The organism is Thioalkalivibrio sp. ALR17-21, assembly GCF_000420185.1.
Taxonomy (GTDB): Bacteria; Pseudomonadota; Gammaproteobacteria; order Ectothiorhodospirales; family Ectothiorhodospiraceae; genus Thioalkalivibrio; species Thioalkalivibrio halophilus.
Genome location: NZ_ATUL01000004.1, coordinates 45699 through 63435 on the forward strand (window position 1 = coordinate 45699; position 17737 = coordinate 63435).

At 67.4% G+C, this 17737-nt stretch carries 13 protein-coding genes; 2 read left to right on the plus strand and 11 right to left on the minus strand.

The features are described 5' to 3' along the window. The first annotated feature begins 217 nt into the window (after positions 1–217). The gene (locus tag G020_RS0102980; RefSeq protein ID WP_024328599.1) at positions 218–1186 is read left to right on the plus strand and encodes a sigma-54-dependent Fis family transcriptional regulator; all 969 of its coding nucleotides are present in this window, start codon (positions 218–220) and stop codon (positions 1184–1186) included. 4 nt (positions 1187–1190) lie between these two features. Here G020_RS0102980 and G020_RS0102985 read toward each other — a convergent pair whose 3' ends face one another. From G020_RS0102985 to G020_RS0103030, 10 genes are all read right to left on the minus strand, one after another. Continuing rightward, positions 1191–2630, minus strand: a complete 1440-nt coding sequence (locus G020_RS0102985) for a DUF945 family protein (RefSeq protein ID WP_024328600.1) — start codon at positions 2628–2630, stop codon at positions 1191–1193. Positions 2631–2695: 65 nt separating this feature from the next. Continuing rightward, positions 2696–3262, minus strand: a complete 567-nt coding sequence (locus tag G020_RS0102990) for a hypothetical protein (RefSeq protein WP_024328601.1) — start codon at positions 3260–3262, stop codon at positions 2696–2698. A gap of 96 nt (positions 3263–3358) precedes the next feature. Then, complete coding sequence (locus G020_RS0102995) at positions 3359–3730, minus strand: DUF5362 family protein (RefSeq protein ID WP_018947307.1); 372 nt, start codon at positions 3728–3730, stop codon at positions 3359–3361. 132 nt (positions 3731–3862) lie between these two features. After that, the gene (locus G020_RS0103000) at positions 3863–5281 is read right to left on the minus strand and encodes a diguanylate cyclase (protein ID WP_024328602.1); all 1419 of its coding nucleotides are present in this window, start codon (positions 5279–5281) and stop codon (positions 3863–3865) included. After that, positions 5278–7470, minus strand: a complete 2193-nt coding sequence (locus G020_RS0103005) for a response regulator (protein ID WP_024328603.1) — start codon at positions 7468–7470, stop codon at positions 5278–5280. The genes G020_RS0103000 and G020_RS0103005 overlap by 4 nt, the downstream gene beginning before the upstream one ends. Further along, the gene (locus G020_RS0103010) at positions 7460–8608 is read right to left on the minus strand and encodes an FIST N-terminal domain-containing protein (RefSeq protein WP_024328604.1); all 1149 of its coding nucleotides are present in this window, start codon (positions 8606–8608) and stop codon (positions 7460–7462) included. Before G020_RS0103010 ends, G020_RS0103005 begins: the two co-directional genes overlap by 11 nt. Next, positions 8605–8988: a response regulator gene (locus G020_RS0103015; protein ID WP_018947303.1), complete on the minus strand. Its 384-nt coding sequence runs from the start codon at positions 8986–8988 to the stop codon at positions 8605–8607. The genes G020_RS0103010 and G020_RS0103015 overlap by 4 nt, the downstream gene beginning before the upstream one ends. 14 nt (positions 8989–9002) lie before the next feature. Continuing rightward, the gene (locus G020_RS0103020; RefSeq protein WP_231363036.1) at positions 9003–11087 is read right to left on the minus strand and encodes a TonB-dependent siderophore receptor; all 2085 of its coding nucleotides are present in this window, start codon (positions 11085–11087) and stop codon (positions 9003–9005) included. 11 nt (positions 11088–11098) lie between these two features. Beyond that, positions 11099–11662 (minus strand): hypothetical protein, encoded by a 564-nt coding sequence (locus tag G020_RS0103025; protein WP_231363037.1) that lies wholly within the window; start codon positions 11660–11662, stop codon positions 11099–11101. A gap of 22 nt (positions 11663–11684) precedes the next feature. Beyond that, positions 11685–14678, minus strand: coding sequence for a response regulator (locus G020_RS0103030; RefSeq protein WP_024328607.1), 2994 nt, complete (start codon positions 14676–14678; stop codon positions 11685–11687). A gap of 231 nt (positions 14679–14909) precedes the next feature. On the opposite strand from G020_RS0103030, the gene G020_RS0103035 reads away from it, so the two are divergent. Further along, entirely contained in the window at positions 14910–15596 is a 687-nt protein-coding gene (locus G020_RS0103035) for a hypothetical protein (RefSeq protein WP_024328608.1), read from the plus strand. Between the two features lie 11 nt (positions 15597–15607). Here G020_RS0103035 and G020_RS0103040 read toward each other — a convergent pair whose 3' ends face one another. Then, positions 15608–17725 carry a CHASE2 domain-containing protein gene (locus tag G020_RS0103040; protein WP_024328609.1) on the minus strand — a complete coding sequence of 706 codons (2118 nt, stop codon included), beginning with the start codon at positions 17723–17725 and terminating at the stop codon, positions 15608–15610. Between the last annotated feature and the right edge of the window lie 12 nt (positions 17726–17737).

The following is a 17737-nucleotide window of genomic DNA, read 5'->3' on the forward strand; positions in this document are numbered from 1 at the left end:
CGGACTGCGGCGCCCGAAGCACCATTGGGAACACCACCGGAGGTGGCCGGAACCGCCACGCACACACGGCAGCCCCCGGGACCGGTGCGGGATTTGCCACAGCGGATGGCTTAAACGCCGCAGTTGCGAACCGGACGCGTACGGATTCCCTTGCCCGGGCACGGACTCTGGGGCAGGCTATGCAGTCATGCCGCAAGCGCCTGGCGGCCGGGAGGAGATGTTGGTCGAATCAGCCGAAAATACCGCCGAGCATTTCGTGGGCAGCTCGCCCGAGCTGCAGGCCGTGCTGCGTCAGGCCAGCATGGTGGCGGCCACCGACGCCACGGTACTGGTGCTGGGCGAGAGCGGAACCGGCAAGGAACACCTGGCGCGCCACATCCATGCCCGCAGTCGGCGCCCGGACGGACCGCTGATCACGGTGAACTGCGCGGCCCTGCCCGAAGAGCTGGTGGAGTCCGAGCTGTTCGGCCACCGCCGCGGGGCCTTCACCGGCGCGAACGACCATCAACCCGGGCTGGTACGCCAGGCACATGGCGGCACCCTGCTGCTGGACGAGATCGCCGAACTCCCGGCCGGGGCCCAGGCCAAGCTGCTGCGCTTTCTGGAAAACGGGGAGTGCCAGCCGCTGGGTGCGGCCGAGGCGGAACACATCGACGTTCGCGTGATCGCCGCGACCCACCAGGATCTGCAGCAGCGCGTGGCCGACGGGCGTTTCCGCGCCGACCTGTACTATCGCCTGCAGGTGGTGCCGCTGGAGATGCCGCCGCTGCGCAGCCGCCAGGGAGACGTGCGCCGTCTGGCCGAACACTTCCGCGTTACTCTGGCGGAACACCACGGCGTGGAACCGCCGCGGTTCACGCCCGCACTGCTGCGCTGGCTCGGCCAGTGGCCCTGGCCCGGCAACGTGCGCGAGCTGAAGAACCTGGTCGAGCGCTGCGTGATCTTCATGAGCGGTACCGAGGTCAACCCGGGCGATCTGCCCGATGCCTGGCTGCAGACCCCGCAGGGCCAGGCCGGGGGGCCGTTCGTGATCCCGCCCGAGGGCCTCAGCCTGGAGCGACTGGAGATGGACCTGATCCGCCAGGCCCTGGAACAGACCGCGGGCAACCGCTCGCGGGCCGCCCGCCTGCTGGGCCTGACCCGCGACACCCTGCTCTACCGCATGAAGAAATACGCGATCGCCTGACCGCTTATCCCTGCAGCAGCAGCATCAGGTCGGTGACCGCCATCATCGGCTCGCCACCGACCACGATCATGCCCTCGGCGACCTCGACGTCCAGCCGCACCCGATCATCCTCCACCGCGAACAGCGGGAACTCGCGCGCGCCCTGCATCAGCATGGCCACGAGCTCCTCGGCCTCGCGATCCAGATCCGCCGCCGGCCGATGCGGCTCACGCAGGGCCATGTCCTCGCGCACCGAGGTACGGATGAGCCCGCGATCCACGCCCGCCTGCAGCGAACCCGACAGATACTCGAGCAGTCCCGGACCCTGCCAGGCCGCGGGCGGGATCTCGCCAGCCCGCAGCGTCAGGCTGCCGTCCAGGGCGTCACCATGGGTGTCCACCACCCGCAGTTCCCGCAGCTCCAGGACAGCTCCGTGCGAGGCGGTATCCATCAGCCACTGCTGGTACAGGGCGTCCACATCCTCCAGCGCGTGCAGACCGGCTTCGACTTCGCGGCCCAGACGCCCGGCCTCGCGGACGGAGGCGGCATCGAGGTCCAGATGCAGCTCGGCGTGGAACTGCTGCAGACCGGTCAGGCCTTCCGCCCGGGTCTCGCCCAGCTCCAGACTCAGGTCACTGCGCGAACGACCGTCGGTCTCGCGGGTCACCCCCGCCAGACGCAGGTCGCGCATGCGGAAAGACTCGTCGTCGAACTCACCCTCGATCCCGTCCAGCGCGAGTTCGGAATCGCCCTCCACCAGCAGCGAATCGACAATGACCAGGTTGTCGCCGCGCATGCGCAGGCCGTCGATCCGCAGATCCATCTCGCCCGGCACGCCGATCCAGGCCCGGGGCAGCTCGGCGTGCAGCGCCTGCAGACCGGCCTCGCCCGCGATCTGCGCGGAGGCCTCCCAGGCGTCCCAGGACAGCTCACCGATGCGATGCTGGCCGGCCATCAGCAGATCGCCGTCATAACCGGTGCCCTGCAGGTGGATCCGGGTGTCGCCCCCGGGGCGATGGGCGAACTCCAGCGTGGCCCAGTGATCCTGCTCCAGTGCGGGCAGGTCGGCCGCCACGGCTTCGGCCCACGGCAGCGTGCCGGCCGCGCGGAACGGCTGGCCGCTGACCCAGCGGGCGAGGCCGTAATCCTCGACCTCCATGCGACCACTGGCACTCACGCTCGGCTCCGGCGTGCCCTGAAGCTCCGCCAGCGGCTCGTGCAGCGGGTTGTCGGACTCCGGGCGATAGCGGAAGCGATAATCGACCGTCCCCGCATCCCGGTCATAAGCGAGCCGGATCACGTCGAACTCGTCCACCGCCGCGGCATCCGCCTCGAAGCGATCGAGCGCCTCCTGCAGGCTGTCCTGCGCATGCGCCTGAACCAGACGATCACCGCCCGCCCAGGCCGCTCCGCCCAGTACCACGACACCGACGGCCACGCCGGCCTTCGCCAGTCCACTTGCCATAATGACTCCCTTCTTTGGTGGGTGTTGCCAGTGTGCCCCGGGGTGAGCAACGGCCCCGGAGCGAATCAGTCGTCGTCGGCGCTCACCAGGGCCGCCGACCCCATCAGCTGGCCCCGGCCGTCATCGTCGGCCGGGGCCAGGGTCAGGGTGAACAGCTGCTTGAGAGGGGCTTCGGGCACCGCCCATTCCCAGGATACGGTTCGCGTCGGGCCGCGCCCCGGCACCTCGCGGGTGTCATCGCTAACCTCGCGGGCTTCGATCGGGTCCGGGGCCTCCGAGATCAGACGCACGAACGCCTCGTGCGCATGCTCGACATCGGCGCGACGCGCGTGCACCGCACAGAACGTGTCACCGTCGGGAAGGGCCAGCACGAAACGCCCGGCCTCTGACTCCAGACGCCAGGCGTCGCCTTCCTGCCCGCCCAGAAACGGCGCGGCCACCTCCGGACGCAGCAGATCGTCCTCGTCCTGTTCGGCCCGCAGTGCCTCCAGATCGCTCACTTCGCTCAGACAGGAATCCGCGTAGGCACGCGTAAAGGCATCGGCTTCCGCTTCGCCGGCATCCGGCCCGGCCAGCGCGGGAGCGGGGAGCAGAAGCGAAACGGCGAACAGCACGGCTGGCGAGCGGGTCATCACGAACCTCCGGTCTGGACGATGGACATACCGGAGAAGCTATGACGACGGGCCGCAAAAGGCAATGGGCCGCGGCCGGCGGCCCGACTACCCGGGTCACATGCCCTGAAGCTCGCTCATGCCCATCATCCCCGCGCCGATGCCGAACAGGACACCCAGCACCATCAGCAGGATGTAGACCAGCAGGAGCACGCCCATGATGGTGAAGTGGGTTCGCAGCCGGCCCATGGCATTCTTCGCCTCCAGCTCGTCATCGCGCTCGTAGGCCCGGGTGAAGCTGCCGGCTGCCTGCATCAGCACCACGCCGGCCCAGATCGGGATCCAGGCCACGATGATGCCGATGATCGACAGGGCCGTGAGCACCCCGGACAGGATCAGCATGACCCCGATCAGCTGCATCCAGAACTTGCCGCGATAAACCGGCTCGATGAGTTCGCGCACGCCGGTCGTACTGGTTGTCTCGTTCATGATTCCCCTTTTTCTCTCCCTCGGTGGCAGGTCGCCCGCAGCCGCCGACGCCTTCCCGAAGTGTAGCAGCCGGACCGCGCGAACTTACCTGCATGTTTGCAGGGGGACACAAGCCGGGGCCCGCCTGCCCCCCTATGCCGGATCGGGCGCACAGCGGACCTGGTTCCGCCCGCCTTCTTTCGCCTCGTACAGGGCCTCGTCCGCGCGCAGGAGCAGCTGACGGCGCCGGTCGTCCGCCTCGTCACCGCCCGTGACCGGCCGCTCCCCGGCGACGCCCACGCTCAGCGTCACATGCGCGGCAGCACCGGACTGGCTGTGTTCCAGCTCCAGGGCCTCCACCGACGCCCGCAGGCGCTCGGCGAAGTCGCGGGCATCGCTCGGTTCCGCACCCGGGAGCACCGCCACGAATTCCTCGCCGCCGTAGCGGGCGACCAGATCGGAACTGCGCCGCGGGGTCGCGTCCAGGGCGCGCCCCACTTCCTTGAGGACCCGGTCGCCGGCCTCGTGGCCGTAGTAGTCGTTGAAGGGCTTGAAGTAGTCGATGTCCATCAGGACCACGGCAATGGGCAGCGACTCCCGCCGGGCACGATCCCACTCGCGGGCATAGTGTTCGTCGAAATGCCGCCGATTGGGGATCGCGGTCAGACCGTCCATGTAGGAATACCGGAACAGCCGCTCGTTGGCCGCGGCCAGATCACGCGCCAGCTCGCCCAGCTGGAGATGCGTGCGGATGCGCGCCAGGGCCACGGGGAAGTCCACCGGTTTGGTAACGTAGTCATTGGCCCCGGCATTGAGCGCCTGGACGATGCTGTCGCTATTGTACAGTCCGGTCACCATGATCACCGGCAATTCGGTCGGGCCGTACTTGCGGCGCACCCGGGCCAACACCTCCTGGCCATCCATGTCCGGCATGACCACGTCCAGCAGGATCAGGTCGAAGTTTTCATCACCCAGCCGGGCCAGGGCGTGGAAGCCGCTGGTCACCGCCGACACGCGATACCCCTCGCGCTCCAGACGCCGGGCGAGAATCTCGAGGTTGGAACGATTGTCGTCGACCACCAGGATCCGCGGCGCGTCTTCCGGCGCTTCCCCGGGCGGGGCGTCGGATGAAGCGCCCGTGGCATCGCCGGGCCCGGAGGCCTCGGGGCCGGGATCGGGATCGGCAAGACGCGTACGACTGCCGGCACGCACCATATCGGCCAGATGGTTGATGGCGTCTCCGATCTTGTCGAGATCTCCGTGCAGGCTCCCGGCCCCGGCCTCCGGAACTGCGGCGCGGACATCGGAATGCAGCCGGGTCAGATCGGACAGCACGTCGGTCCATTCGGCAAACTGGTCTTCCAGCGGCGGCCCGCCTTCCTCCGGAGTGCGAATGCGATTGACCTGCTCGAGGAGCTCGTGGGCCTTCTGCACCAGGGCGCTCAACTGCTGCCCCGAACCACCATCGATGCCGGCATCCTCCAGGTCTTCCTGGACCATCTCGGCGTAACCGATGATGTGGTTCACCGGCGTGCGCAGGTCATGACGGATATTGGTGTTCGCCACGTTCATTGCCCGTGATCCGTGTTGCTGGCGGAGGCATGGCGGTCGACGTGGGAATGGATGGCCGCCAGCAGGTCCTCACGGCTGACAGCCCCCTTCTGGAAGATGTCCTCCACCCGCTCCAGCAGCCGGCCGCGTTCCGCGGCGGAAAGATCCCGGGCAGTAAGCACCAGCACCGGAATCCCCCCCCAGCGCTCGTGACGCTGCAGCTGGTCGAGAAAGGCGAAACCATCCATGCCCGGGAGCATCAGGTCGAGCAGAATGAGATCGACCCGGCCGTCCCGTTCCTCGAGACGGCGCAGCCCCGCCTGGCCGTCCTCGGCCTCGATCACCCGGCTGCCCTCGCAGTCGAGCTGGCGACGGATCATTTCGCGGGTCTCGGCATCGTCCTCGACCACCAGGACCGTGCAGGTACAGCCGCAGCCCGGCGATCGTTCGCAGGTCTCCGGGGTTGCGCCCCAGGCGCAGGGCGGGGGCATCTGCCGACCGACGGCCTCGAGCAGGTAATGCCGTTCTACGGGCTTGGTGACATAGTCGGCCGCCCCCAGCATGAACCCCATATCCCGGTCGCGCAGCATGCTCAGCATGATGACCGGGATGTCGCGGGTGTCGGGGTCGTTTTTCAGCGCGGTCATCACCGCCCAGCCGTCCATGGCGGGCATCATCACGTCCAGGGTGATCAGGTCCGGGCGCTGCTCGCGGGCCAGGCGCAGCCCTTCCTCGCCCCCGGTGGCCAGCGTCACCTGGTAGCCTTCCGTGGCCAGGCTGCGCCGAATCAGGTCGCGCACGCTGGCATCGTCGTCGATCACCAGCACATGCCCGGGGCGGCAGCTTCGCCCGGACGGTGGTGCCACCGCGGCGGAGCCGGAGGCATCCCGGCCGGCGCCGGGTACCTCACCCTGCAGCGGCAGGCGCACCACGAAGGTCGAGCCCTCACCGGGTTCGCTGCTGACCTCGATGTCACCGCCCATCATCCGGGCGAAATGCCGGCTGAGGGAGAGTCCGAGGCCCGTACCGCCGTACTTGCGCGTGGTGGACGCATCGGCCTGGGTGAACGGCTGGAACAGGCGCGCGAGCTGTTCCTCGGTAATTCCGATCCCGGTATCCCGGATTTCGAATTCCAGCGCGTCGTCCTCGCCGTCCCGCACGGTCAGGCGGATCTCGCCGTGGTCGGTGAACTTGGCGGCGTTCGACAGCAGGTTGAACAGGATCTGCCGCAGCTTGGTCAGGTCCGCATGAATGGTTTCGTGTCGCGTCCCGTTCTCGAGCCGCAGCTCGTTGCCACGGGACTCGACCAGGGGGCGCACGGTGGACAGCACCTGCTCGATCTCCGGGGCCAGGCTGAAGTCCTCCAGGTAAAGGTCCATTCGGCCCGCCTCGATCTTGGAGATATCGAGGATGTCGTTGATCAGGGACAGCAGATGGCGACCGGCGCTGATGATCTTGTCCGCATCATCGCTGAGTTCGCCGGCACCCAGATCCCCGGCCTCCTCGCTGAGGATCTCCCCGTAGCCGATGATCGCGTTCAGCGGAGTCCGCAGCTCGTGACTCATGTTGGCCAGGAAGGCGCTCTTGGCCTGATTGGCGGCCTCGGCGGCCTCCCGCGCCTGGCGGATCTGCTCCACCGCTTCATGCTGACGGGTCACGTCGGCCATGGTGCCGATGGTCCCCACCGTGTTCCCGTCGCGGTCGGTCGACCGCGCCATGCGCACGTCCATCCAGCGCACGCTGCCGTCCTCACAGGTGATGCGCAGGGTCTCGGCGCAGTCCGCGGTGCTGCCTTCCATGAACGGCGCGCAGCGGGCCAGCCCCTTGTCGCGGTCCTCGGAATGCAGGATCTCGATCCAGTCGCGGCCCAGACAGCGGGCGGCGGGAATCCCCGTAATGCGCTCCCAGGCCGGGTTAAGCATCACGATCCGGCGCTCCCCGTCGGTCTCGAAGAGGATCTCCTGGACGTTGTCGAAGACCCGGCGCAGCCGTTCCTCCGAATCCGTCAGGCGATGATTGGCCTGTTCCAGCTGCACCATGCGCTCGCGGGCGGTGGATTCCAGCGCGGCGTTGCGCTCGAACAGCGAGAAGCTGTCGCCCGCATCGTCCACCGCCCGTTCCACCCGGCGCATCAGCGCGGCGATGATGCGGTCCTTGCGCTCGAGCTCCGCTTCCAGCTCCCGGATGCGGTTGTCGTCTTCAGCGTTCATCGGTCCCCAGCATCACCCCGGTCAGGGTCTGATTGACATGCAGTCCGCGGAACTGCTCGCCGTAGGTATTGAATCCGATCAACGGCAGGCCGCGAAGGCTCGCGGAACCGGCCTCCAGGGCATCAAGGTCGGTCAGTTCCAGGCGCCGGAAGATGCAGTCGCAGGCCAGCAGGAAGCCGGGTTCGCCGTGGGTTTCACGGAGGCGGTCGAAGCTCTCGCGGATGCTCCGGGCCAGATCCACTCCCCTCCCGAGCGCCAGCACCAGACCATCGTCGATCGCGCAGTAGAAGGTGAGACTGCCATCGGGAAGAGCCTGCTGAATGGAGCGCACATACCATTCCCCGCCGACCCGCAGCATCACCGGGTGGCGCGCGAACACATGGCCGTCCAGCTCGGCGGGATCCACCCCCACCGCACGCGCGTAGGCCTCGGCCGCCGGCATGCCGTCGATTTCGTGGACCGTGCGTGACGCCGGATCGGCGGCGGTCGTAACCATGCGGATGTCGGTGGGCTCGAAATGCTGAAACCGGAACAGATGGAACGGATGGCCGGAATCGAACATCGCAACGACCGCCGCGCCCTCGTGGAACGCCCCGTCGTGATACACCGCGGTACCCTCGAAGCGCATTTCGTCACCCGCCGAACCGCCGAACAGCCCCACTCCGTGAAGACTGCCATGCAGCGTGGCGGCCACGGCCTCCTCCTGCATGGACAGGCCGTCGATCAGCAGCAGTGCGAACTGGCGTTCCGGGTCAAGGCCGTCCGTGGCCACCTCGTCCACCAGCGTCTGCACGGTTTCGGTGGACCAGGTCGCGTCAAACCCGTCCAGCGGCCCGATCAGGCGGGTGGCCACCCGCAGACGCGGCGAGCGGATCGAAGCCCCGGTCACGCTGCCGGCCACATAGCCCGTGGCGCCGCTCAGCTCGCCGGCCGTGGTGCAGCCCACCACCGGGCGGCCAGCGAACGCCCGGGCGATGGCCCGGCCCAGGGCATTGCGGTCATGGCGCGCGGAACAGAAGAGAAAGACCACCGAGGCGTCGGCGGCATCGAGTCCGGCGGCCACCTCGGCAATCGCTTCGTGCGGGTCGTCGGCGTGGCTGGAGGCCTGGCGGACGTCCGGCCCGACACCCGTGCTCATGCGGAGGCTCCGGCGCCATCCAGGTATGCATGGATCTTTTCCAGCAACCGCGGCATCTCCACCGGTTTGGTGTCGAAGTCATCGCATCCCGCCTCGAGGGCCTTCTCGCGATCACCCGTCATCGCATGCGCCGTGAGGGCGATGATCGGGATGACGGCCGTATCCGCCTCCCCCTTGAGCGTCCGGCTGGCTTCCCAGCCATCCATCACCGGCAGGCTCATGTCCATCAGGATCAGATCGGGGCGTTCGTCCCGCGCCAGCTGCACCCCCGTCGCACCATCCTCGGCAGTGGTCACCTCGAAGCCCTTGCGGGTCAGGCGCCGCGACAGCATGTCGCGGTTCATCTCGTTGTCTTCGACCAGAAGGATCCGGTTGCCCATGGCTGCTCTCGCTCTCAGTAATCGACCGACAGGGTCATCTGCACGCGGCGCTCGACTTCGGGCGCGGCGCTTTCCCGGTGGCTGGAGGTGTTGAACCCCTGTGCCGACAGCGCCAGCGAGGCGTTGTCGGTGAACTGGTACCCGATCCGCCCGCTGAAAAGGGTGTAGCTCGGGACATCCACTTCACGCATCTCGAACGGGCTTCCACCGCTTTCCAGCAGGGAGTATCCACTCACGTAGTTGCCGTAGAGATCAAACTCCCACGGGCCGGTCGCGTAGCCCAGACGGGCGTTAATCTTGTGCCGCGAGCTGCTGTCCTCGTAGTCGATGGCCTTGACCGGGCTCCCGTCCGGCCCGTAGACGGAATCGTCGAGGTCATCGCTGACGCGCAGGTAGGCATAGCTGCCCTCCATGATCCAGTTGCGCGTGGTCCGGCTCAGACCGACCTCGAAGCCGCTGGCGGAGGAATCACCCACGTTGGTGAACATCACGTAGGGGACCTGATCGACCATTGTGTCGGGGTAAATCCCCGGGACGCTCTTGAGGTCCTTGTTGCGGGTGTGAAAGACCGAGGTCTTGAGGCTGGCATCCCATTGCGGGATTTCCCGATCCCAGGTCAGCGCCACGTTGGTGACACGGGTGGGCTCCACCTCGGGGCTGCCGGCACCCCCGGCGAGGTTGCCCATCTGGGTGATGCCGTAATCATTGGGATCGAGCAGAAACATGAAGCTCCCCTCGATCATCGACGGCAGCTGGACCCCGCTGCCCGCCAGCAGACGGAAGGTGTCGTTGTCCGTGGCACGGAAGACCAGACCGCTGTTCCAGCTGACCTCGTTGAGCGTAACGTCGTAGTCATCCTGCTCGTACAGCCAGGTATCGGGCAGCCTGCCACTGCGTCCCGAACTCAGTCGGTCGTAGCGCACGGCATTGTTCAGGGTCAGGCGCGGGGTCATCTGCCAGTCCCACATGCCGCCCGCAGCCCAGACGTCGTAACTCACCTTGCCGCCCTCGAACGGCAGGCTGTAGAGGACGTTGCGGCGGAATTCGCCGGTCATGCGAAAGGTGTGATCGCTGGCGGGCTTGATCAGGTTCTGGACGCGCGCAACGGTAATGCGGTTGTCGATCTGGGTGTCGCCGATGAACGCATTGTTCATGTCCACGTGGGTGACGTTCTGATAGGCCGTCGCCTCGATCAGGCCGAAGTCGGTGTCGGCTCCCAGGTTGATCCGCAGCGACTGGTTGTCGTACTTCGCCTGGGTCAGACCATAGAACGGCAGCAGGTTGGTCTGGTCCGTACGAACGGTAGTGGCTTCGATGCCCACCTGGGTCCGATCACTGACCTGGAAGAGGGTATCGACGGCCGCGTGCCGGCGCCGCGAGCGATCCAGCCGGAAAGGTTCATCCACCGGGTGCGCATCGGTGTCGAACTCGTCGGCGCCGTAACCACCCAGCGAGATCCGGGCCCCGCCGACGTCCCCGAATTGGGCCGTGTGGGTGAGGGAAACCTCCTGATACCCGTGATTGCCGGCGCGCACGGTCACGTTGTTGTGATCGTCATAGAGCGGGCTGTAGGTGATGATGTTGACCACGCCGCCCACTGCATTGAAGCCGAACAGTGCCGCGTTGGGACCTTTCACCACCTCGATCTGCCGAATCTCGGACAGATTGACCGGCAGCGCGCCCCAGCTGGTATAGCCGCAGTAGTCCTTGTAAACCTGGCGACCGTTGATCAGCACCAGCAGGCGCTGGGAATACGGGCGGTTATACCCGCGCACGGTGGCGTCCACCGCGGCGAAGCTGTGCCGCCAGACATCCACCCCCTGGACCTGGCGCAGCAGTTCCGGGATATCGGTCGCGCCGGAACGGCGGATATCTTCGGCGGAGATGATCTCCATGTCCGCCGGCACCTCGGTGCTGCGCTGAGGGGAGCCGGTCGCGCTGGTGGTCACCGGCTCCTGGAACAGATCTTCCAGCGCACCGTAGTCGATGGCCTGGGCCAGCGCCGGCGCGGGGACCATTCCCGCAGACAGCAGGGCAACGCCAACGGCGAGCGGGCGAACGCGAAAGTCGAAACCGGAAGGCAGGGGATTAAGGTTCATAACGGCGGCCATCATCGTTCGGTGATCATCATGCGGAAGGAGGATGCAAAGCCCACATCGCTTTCCCGGGCCGCCTCGCGGCTGACGACGATCTGGACCCGCGGCTGGCTCGCCACCGCCATCACGCAATGGCCCGCATCCACGCATGCCATGTCCGAAGCGATGGTGATCAGGCCGCGACGGCTCGCCGCACTGTAAACATCCGTGGCCTGGTCTCCGGCGAGTCCGTCGGCCAGCAGGACGGCTTCCTGGCGGTCCAGGGCCCCCAGCTCGTCGGCCGCCATCAGGGTCGGCACGAGACGGATCCGTCCCTGCGGACCACCGCCGCCCATGGCATCGGCCATGCGACGCGCATGAGCCTCGGAAGCGGAATCGCCGGCGGCGTAAACCACGGCTACGGGCATGTCACCCCTGGGTCGATGGTCCAGGAAGCTCAGGGCTCGGGTGGCCACGCGCAGGTCCCGTTCGGGATCGGCGACAGCAAGGGACGGATATCCGAGTGCCAGTATCACGCCGCAGCAACAGGCGGCGGCCGTCAGTGTCAGGCGCCTGGTGCGCGCGTCTCTTGCTGCCACGTGACCTCCCGAGAGCGAGTCTTCATTCGTCGATGCCGGCGGTTTCGGTTTCGGCGACGGCCGCACCCGCAGCGGCCTGCTCGCGGACCAGCCGGTTCTTGATCATCTCCAGCAGGGTCCGCCGGTCGTACTGCCCCTTGCGCAGGACCCGGAGCGTTCGTTCCTGAAGCTGACGCGCCTCGTCCGGCTCCAGGTCCTTGGCGGTGATGACGACCACCGGCACATCACGCAGCTCGGGGTCCCCCTGCATGGCCTCGAGGACGCCGAAGCCGTCCAGGTTCGGCATCATCAGATCCAGCAGGAGCATCGAGGGGCGTTTTTTCCCCATGGACTCCAGCGCCTCGATGCCATCCCCCGCCGGTGCGGTGGCGATTCCCTCGCGGTCCAGGAGCCGTTCCAGGACGGCCCGGGCGTCGGGGTCGTCATCCACAACCAGAACGTGGTCACCATCGCCCGGTTTGCCATGACGGTTGATGATCTGCATCAAGTGACGCGTATCCACCGGCTTTGTGACCACGTTGCCCAGGGGCAGTGCATGGGCGGAGTCGCCGTCCTCGCGCTGACCCACCATGATCAGCGGGATCTCCGAAGCCCCGGGCATCTGCTTGAGCGTGGTCACCAGTGTCCAGCCGTTGCCCTGCTCCATCTGGCAGCCCACCGCAATGAGGTCCGGGTGCACCTCCTCGACCTTTTTCAGCGCCTCGTCCACGGTGCTGGCGAACACCACCGAGTAGCCTTCCTCCTCCAGCCCGCCACCGATCATGCGGTAGAGGTTCTCGTCCTGATCGAACAGCAGGAGGGTACCGGTGCCCTCGCTCGGCTCCGGCGTCGACTCGCTGGAAACACGCGGCAGTTCCACGGTGAAGGTGGATCCCGCACCCAGCTCGCTGCTGACGGTGACGTCTCCGCCCATCATGCGGGCGAAGTGACGGGTGATGGCGAGCCCCAGACCGGTCCCCCCGTACTTGCGGGTAGTGGAGGCATCGGCCTGGGAAAACGAACGGAACAGCCGGGCCATCTGATCCTCGCTGAGGCCGATCCCGGTGTCGCTCACGTGAAAACACAACCGATCGGCCTCGGGGTCCGAGGCGTCCGGGTACGTCTCGATCTCCAGGCGAATCTCCCCGTTCTCGGTAAACTTGGCGGCGTTGGAGAGCAGGTTGAACAGGCACTGCCGCAACTTGGTGACATCGGTATGCATGGTGCCGGCACCCTCGGCGCCCTCGACAACCAGCCGGTTCCCGTTCTTGCCCACCAGCGGCGTGACCATCGCCTCGACCTCGGAGGCGATCTGGCTGACTTCCTGATCCTCCAGGTACAGCTGCATGCGGCCCGCCTCGATCTTGGAGATATCGAGGATGTCGTTGATGAGCATCAGCAGGTGGCGCCCCGCGGAGCGGATCTTCTCGAGGTCGTCATCGAAATCGCTGAAGCCCATGTCCTCGGCTTCCTCGAGCAGCATGTCGCTGTAGCCGATGATGGCGTTCAGCGGGGTGCGCAGTTCGTGGCTCATGTTGGCCAGGAATTCGGACTTCGCCCGCGTGGCATCTTCGGCGCGTTCCTTGGCCTCGCGCATCGCGGCTTCGGCCTGCTTGCGGGCCGAGATGTCCAGCGCACTGAGCAGCAGGAGTTCACGCTCGCCCAGGGTGATCCGGCGTGCGGAGATCAGGGCCCAGAACGGGCTGCCGTCGGCCCGCCGCAGCTGCAGCTCGTGATGATCCACGAAGGCCCCGCCGGCCAGGTTCTCCCGCAGCTCCTCCCAGTCCCGAGCGTTTTCGAACAGCATCCCGACATTCTCGATGTCGGGCCCGAACAGATCGGTCAGACGCCGATTGTGGCGCTCGATGACCCCCATGGCCGGTTCGCACAGCACCAGCGGGAGGGGTGTGGCATCGAACAGCTTCTCCAGCATCTCCTCGCGTCGGCGCACCGAATCGATGAAGTAGTTCGCGGCCCGTCCAATGTCGCCGATCTCGTCGTTGCCCTCGACCGGAACCGAGGTGTTTTCGCCCCCGACACATCCGTTCATGCCGTGGTGCAGGGACTGCAGCCGGCGGACGACCCGACGGTTAACGTAATGGATGATCATCCCTGCCAGCAGCAGGCCGACGGCCATGGTGGTGGCGAGGACCGTCATGCGCTGATCCGAGAGCTCCTGCACCTCCTCCTGCCGCGTGATCACGCTGGTTTCCAGCTCGAAGGTGAGCATCGACAGCTCGCTGACCAGACGGCCGGCGCGGGCTCGCACCGTACCGAGCTCGGCCTGCACCGCCTCCGCCTGACGCAGTTGGCCTTCGCGCGTGGCCAGCAGTCCCGTGTCGCCGTGGACCAGCCGGCGCAGATCCGCGGTCAGCTGCCGGGCCTGCGGGCGCAGTGCCGGCGGCAGGTCTTCCGTCGCGCGGACGAGGATCTCGACGCGGTCCCTGGCCTGTTCGCGCAGCGGGGCCAGGTCTTCACGCGAGTCCACCGTCGCGGCCATGGCCAGACTCATGATCACCATGCCGGCGCGCCCCAGCCAGCTCGCCGGATAATCCGGGTCATCGCGCAGACGGCCAAGCCCGGTGCGCGCCTCGCGCAGATCGGCCAGCACCGACCGCGTGCGCTCCTCGTGGGCGGCATGTTCGTCCATTACCGCCTCCAGGGCACGCACCGAGCCCATCATGTCTTCGCGCAGGAAATCGAGTTCCTCGAGGGTTGCCGGGTCCACCTGGTTGCGCGGCATCTCTTCCAGAAGGGCACCGATATCGGCGTTGTAACGCTCGATTTCGGCAAAACCGGAAGCCCGCTCGGCCGGGTCTCCGGCCGTGAGCAGGCCAACCGACGTGGAGACGATCGCCTCGCTGCGCTGGACCAAATTCCCGGTCCCCATGAGCACCGGCACCTGTTCCGCCGCCAGCTCGTCAAAACTGCTCGCGAAGCGTTCGAAGGAAACGAGGGAAACGATACTCGCAACGACCGTGACGAGAGCGAGCCCGATCAGGCCGCCACGCAGGCGACTGGCAACTCCGAAGCGCATTGAAGCATCCCTCTGGATATCCATATGGCCCGTCCGGAACCATTCCCTGATCCGGACCGGGTGCTAATGCTGGCATGCTCCGTGCGGGATTACACCCCCGAAGCGTGAGCCAGGCGTTAGCCAGGATCAGAAACTCCGTGAAAAAGAAACCGCGGAAGCCGGGAGCGGCAGGCCCGGCGCGGCGTGATAGGCTTCACAAAAACACGATGAAAGCGGCGGGAAGAGAAAGCGATGAGCGAAATCATCTATCGCCTGGAACGCAGTGACGGCAGCGAGTGGTGCTATCGGGTGGATATCCACCGCTCGCGGGACCCGGCGCGCCACAACGACGAGGCCCATCCGGACTGGACCCGCCTGGAATGCCGACAGTGCGAAAACTGTCCGCTGGACGCGCGCACCGTGGAATACTGCCCGGCGGCCATCGAGTTCGCCGATATCGCGCGGCATTTCGCCGACAGCCCGTCGGTGGAACGCATCCGGGGCCGCGTGGACGCCCCCGCACGCAGCTATCTGAAGGAATGCGACGTACAGGAATTCCTGCGCTCGCTGTTCGGGCTGATCATGGCCTCGGGCGCCTGCCCGATCCTGTCGCGGCTGCGCCCTCTGGCGGAATTCCACCTGCCGTTCGCCACCCTCGAAGAAACGCTGTACCGCATGGCGGGGACGTATCTGGTCCGTCAGTACCTCGACCGCCGGGAGGGCGAGGCACCGCCCGACTGGGACATGGAAGGCCTGCAGGAACTGCACCGGGAGCTGAACACGGTCAACCGTGCCCTGATGGAGCGGGTACGCCTGGCGTCGCGGCGCGACGCCAACATCAATGCCATGCAGAACTTTGTATCCATCACCACGATCGTCGAGATGGACATCGACGCGAGCCTGAACCAGCTCCTGGGTACCCTGCGCCAGGGGCTCTGAACGCGGCGCAGCTACTTCGCGTCGAGTTCCCAGACGCCGTCGCCGGCCTCGCCCCGTTCCAGCAATCGCGTGCAGCGTTCGACGTAGCGTGCCGCGGGCGGGTCCCGGTCGGCAATGCTCGCGAACAGCGCTCGCGCCTCCTCCACCCGACCCTCGCGCAGCGTCTGCAGCGCCCGGGCGAAGACCTGGTAGCGTTCGGGAGCCGCATCCAGGGCCAGCCGCGCGACCGGTTCGTAGACCCGCACCGGGCGCGCCCGTCCGACCACGCGGATCTCGCCCAGCTCGCGGCAATACAGCGTTTCGGGGAGCTTCCGTACGGTGCTTTCCGCTATCAGGGTGTACGTACCGAAGACCTTGTTTGCCCCCTCCAGCCGCGCGGCCAGATTCACCGCGTCACCGAGCATGGTGTAGTCGAAACGGGTACGCGACCCCATGTTGCCGACCACCGCCTCGCCGGTGTTCACGCCGATACGCATCGCGAGATCGCGTCCGGCCCGCCCGCGCAGGCGCGGCGCCATGGCCGCCAGCCGGCGCTGACATTCGAGCGCCGCCTCCACCGCCCGGCGCGGATGGTCGGGGACATCCACCGGCGCGTTCCAGAAGGCGATGATCGCATCGCCCTCGTACTTGTCGATGGTGGCTCCACAGGCCGTGAGGATGTCGGTCATCTCCGTCAGGTACTCGTTGAGCAGCCGCGTGAGATCATCCGGTGACAGCCGCTCGCTGAGGCTGGTGAAGCCCTCCAGATCACTGAAGAAGATGGTGAGTTCGCGGCGCTCGCCCCCCAGTTTCAGGCGGTCGGGCTCCTCCAGCAGGCGTTCGATCACCTGCGGGCTGAGATACTGCGCGAAGGCCGCCTTGATGAAGCGGCGTTCACGGCCCTCGCGGGCATAGTTGTAGACCGCGGCCCCCACGGTCCCCGTCAGCCCGGCCACCAGCGGCACGGCCAGCGGCAGCCAGACCCCGCCGGCATGCGCAAAGCCGGACAGCAGCACCGGCGCCACCAGGGCAAATGCAATGGCCAGGGCCGTACTCGCACTGCTGCGCCCCAGCCCGGCGAGGAACGCCGGCAGAAAGGCCAGCAGACCGACCAGCACCAGCGCCCGGGTGGCGTCGACCTCGCGCATGAAATTCCCCGTGGTCAGATTCTCCAGCATGGTCGCGTGGAACTCCACGCCGGGCGCACGCGGATCCAGCGGCAGCGGTCGCAGGTCGAACAGCCCGGCCGCCGACAGCCCCACCATCACATGCCGCCCTTCGAGTTCTGCAGGGTCGACCGGCGTGTCGGTGCCGGGGTCGGCCTCGGGGTCGGCCGCCAGCCGCAGTTCGCTCTGGATGACCGCGGCCGCCCGCAGCCGGGTACGTTCCGCGCCCGGCCGCTCGAAGCGCAGGATCAGGCGGCCATCCGGGTCCAGCGGCACATGCCGTTCACCCACCCGCAGCGCCCGGCCGTCGTCCTCCAGCCGCAAACCGGGCGGCTCCTCCGATCCCGCGAGAAAGGCCGCCAGCCCCAGCCCGGGTACCAGCTCCCCGTCGAAGCGAGTCACCGGCGGGAGCCGGCGGTAGACCCCGTCGGGATCCGGGGTAATGTGCACGTTGCCCATGCGCGCCGCCGACTGCGCAAGCTCGGTCACCGGGAAGGTCGCGCGGGAAAACGCGGGGAAGGGGTCGCCCCCGGTCCCTTCCACTTCCACCGTCGCGGACGACACGGGCGCGTCCTGCGGGAACCGGTCGTGGCGGGCAGCCTCCTCGCCGTACAGCGCGGCGAACACCGTCGGACCAAAATCCGCGGCGGCCCGCGCAAAGCGGCGATCGTCATGCACGCCGAAGCCGGAGTCGTCGGTATACAGCACATCAAAGGTCAGCGAGGCGGCCCCCGCCCGGCGGGCGAAATCAGCGATCACCGCCGGGTATTCACGCGGCCACGGCCAGCCCTGGCCCTGCGTGTCCAGCGCCCACTCGAGGCTCTGCTCGTCGACCAGGATCAGCACGACCTCGTCATCACCGCCCGGAGCCAGCAGGCCGGCCAGCAGACGCGCCTGCAGGTCGTAGGCCGCCCGCTCCGGCCCGTCCAGCCATCCCGACTGCTGCGCCACCAGGGCCAGCAGGACCGCCAGCAGCCCGGTCATCAGGGCCCGCCG

Excerpts from the sequence above, each read along its gene's own strand:
- G020_RS0102980 (WP_024328599.1), top strand. The coding sequence starts at position 218 with ATGTTGGTCGAATCAGCCGAAAATACCGCCGAGCATTTCGTGGGCAGC.
- G020_RS0102985 (WP_024328600.1), bottom strand. The coding sequence starts at position 2,630 with ATGGCAAGTGGACTGGCGAAGGCCGGCGTGGCCGTCGGTGTCGTGGTA.
- G020_RS0102990 (WP_024328601.1), bottom strand. The coding sequence starts at position 3,262 with ATGACCCGCTCGCCAGCCGTGCTGTTCGCCGTTTCGCTTCTGCTCCCC.
- G020_RS0102995 (WP_018947307.1), bottom strand. The coding sequence starts at position 3,730 with ATGAACGAGACAACCAGTACGACCGGCGTGCGCGAACTCATCGAGCCG.
- G020_RS0103000 (WP_024328602.1), bottom strand. The coding sequence starts at position 5,281 with ATGAACGTGGCGAACACCAATATCCGTCATGACCTGCGCACGCCGGTG.
- G020_RS0103005 (WP_024328603.1), bottom strand. The coding sequence starts at position 7,470 with ATGAACGCTGAAGACGACAACCGCATCCGGGAGCTGGAAGCGGAGCTC.
- G020_RS0103010 (WP_024328604.1), bottom strand. The coding sequence starts at position 8,608 with ATGAGCACGGGTGTCGGGCCGGACGTCCGCCAGGCCTCCAGCCACGCC.
- G020_RS0103015 (WP_018947303.1), bottom strand. The coding sequence starts at position 8,988 with ATGGGCAACCGGATCCTTCTGGTCGAAGACAACGAGATGAACCGCGAC.
- G020_RS0103020 (WP_231363036.1), bottom strand. The coding sequence starts at position 11,087 with ATGAACCTTAATCCCCTGCCTTCCGGTTTCGACTTTCGCGTTCGCCCG.
- G020_RS0103030 (WP_024328607.1), bottom strand. The coding sequence starts at position 14,678 with ATGCGCTTCGGAGTTGCCAGTCGCCTGCGTGGCGGCCTGATCGGGCTC.
- G020_RS0103035 (WP_024328608.1), top strand. The coding sequence starts at position 14,910 with ATGAGCGAAATCATCTATCGCCTGGAACGCAGTGACGGCAGCGAGTGG.
- G020_RS0103040 (WP_024328609.1), bottom strand. The coding sequence starts at position 17,725 with ATGACCGGGCTGCTGGCGGTCCTGCTGGCCCTGGTGGCGCAGCAGTCG.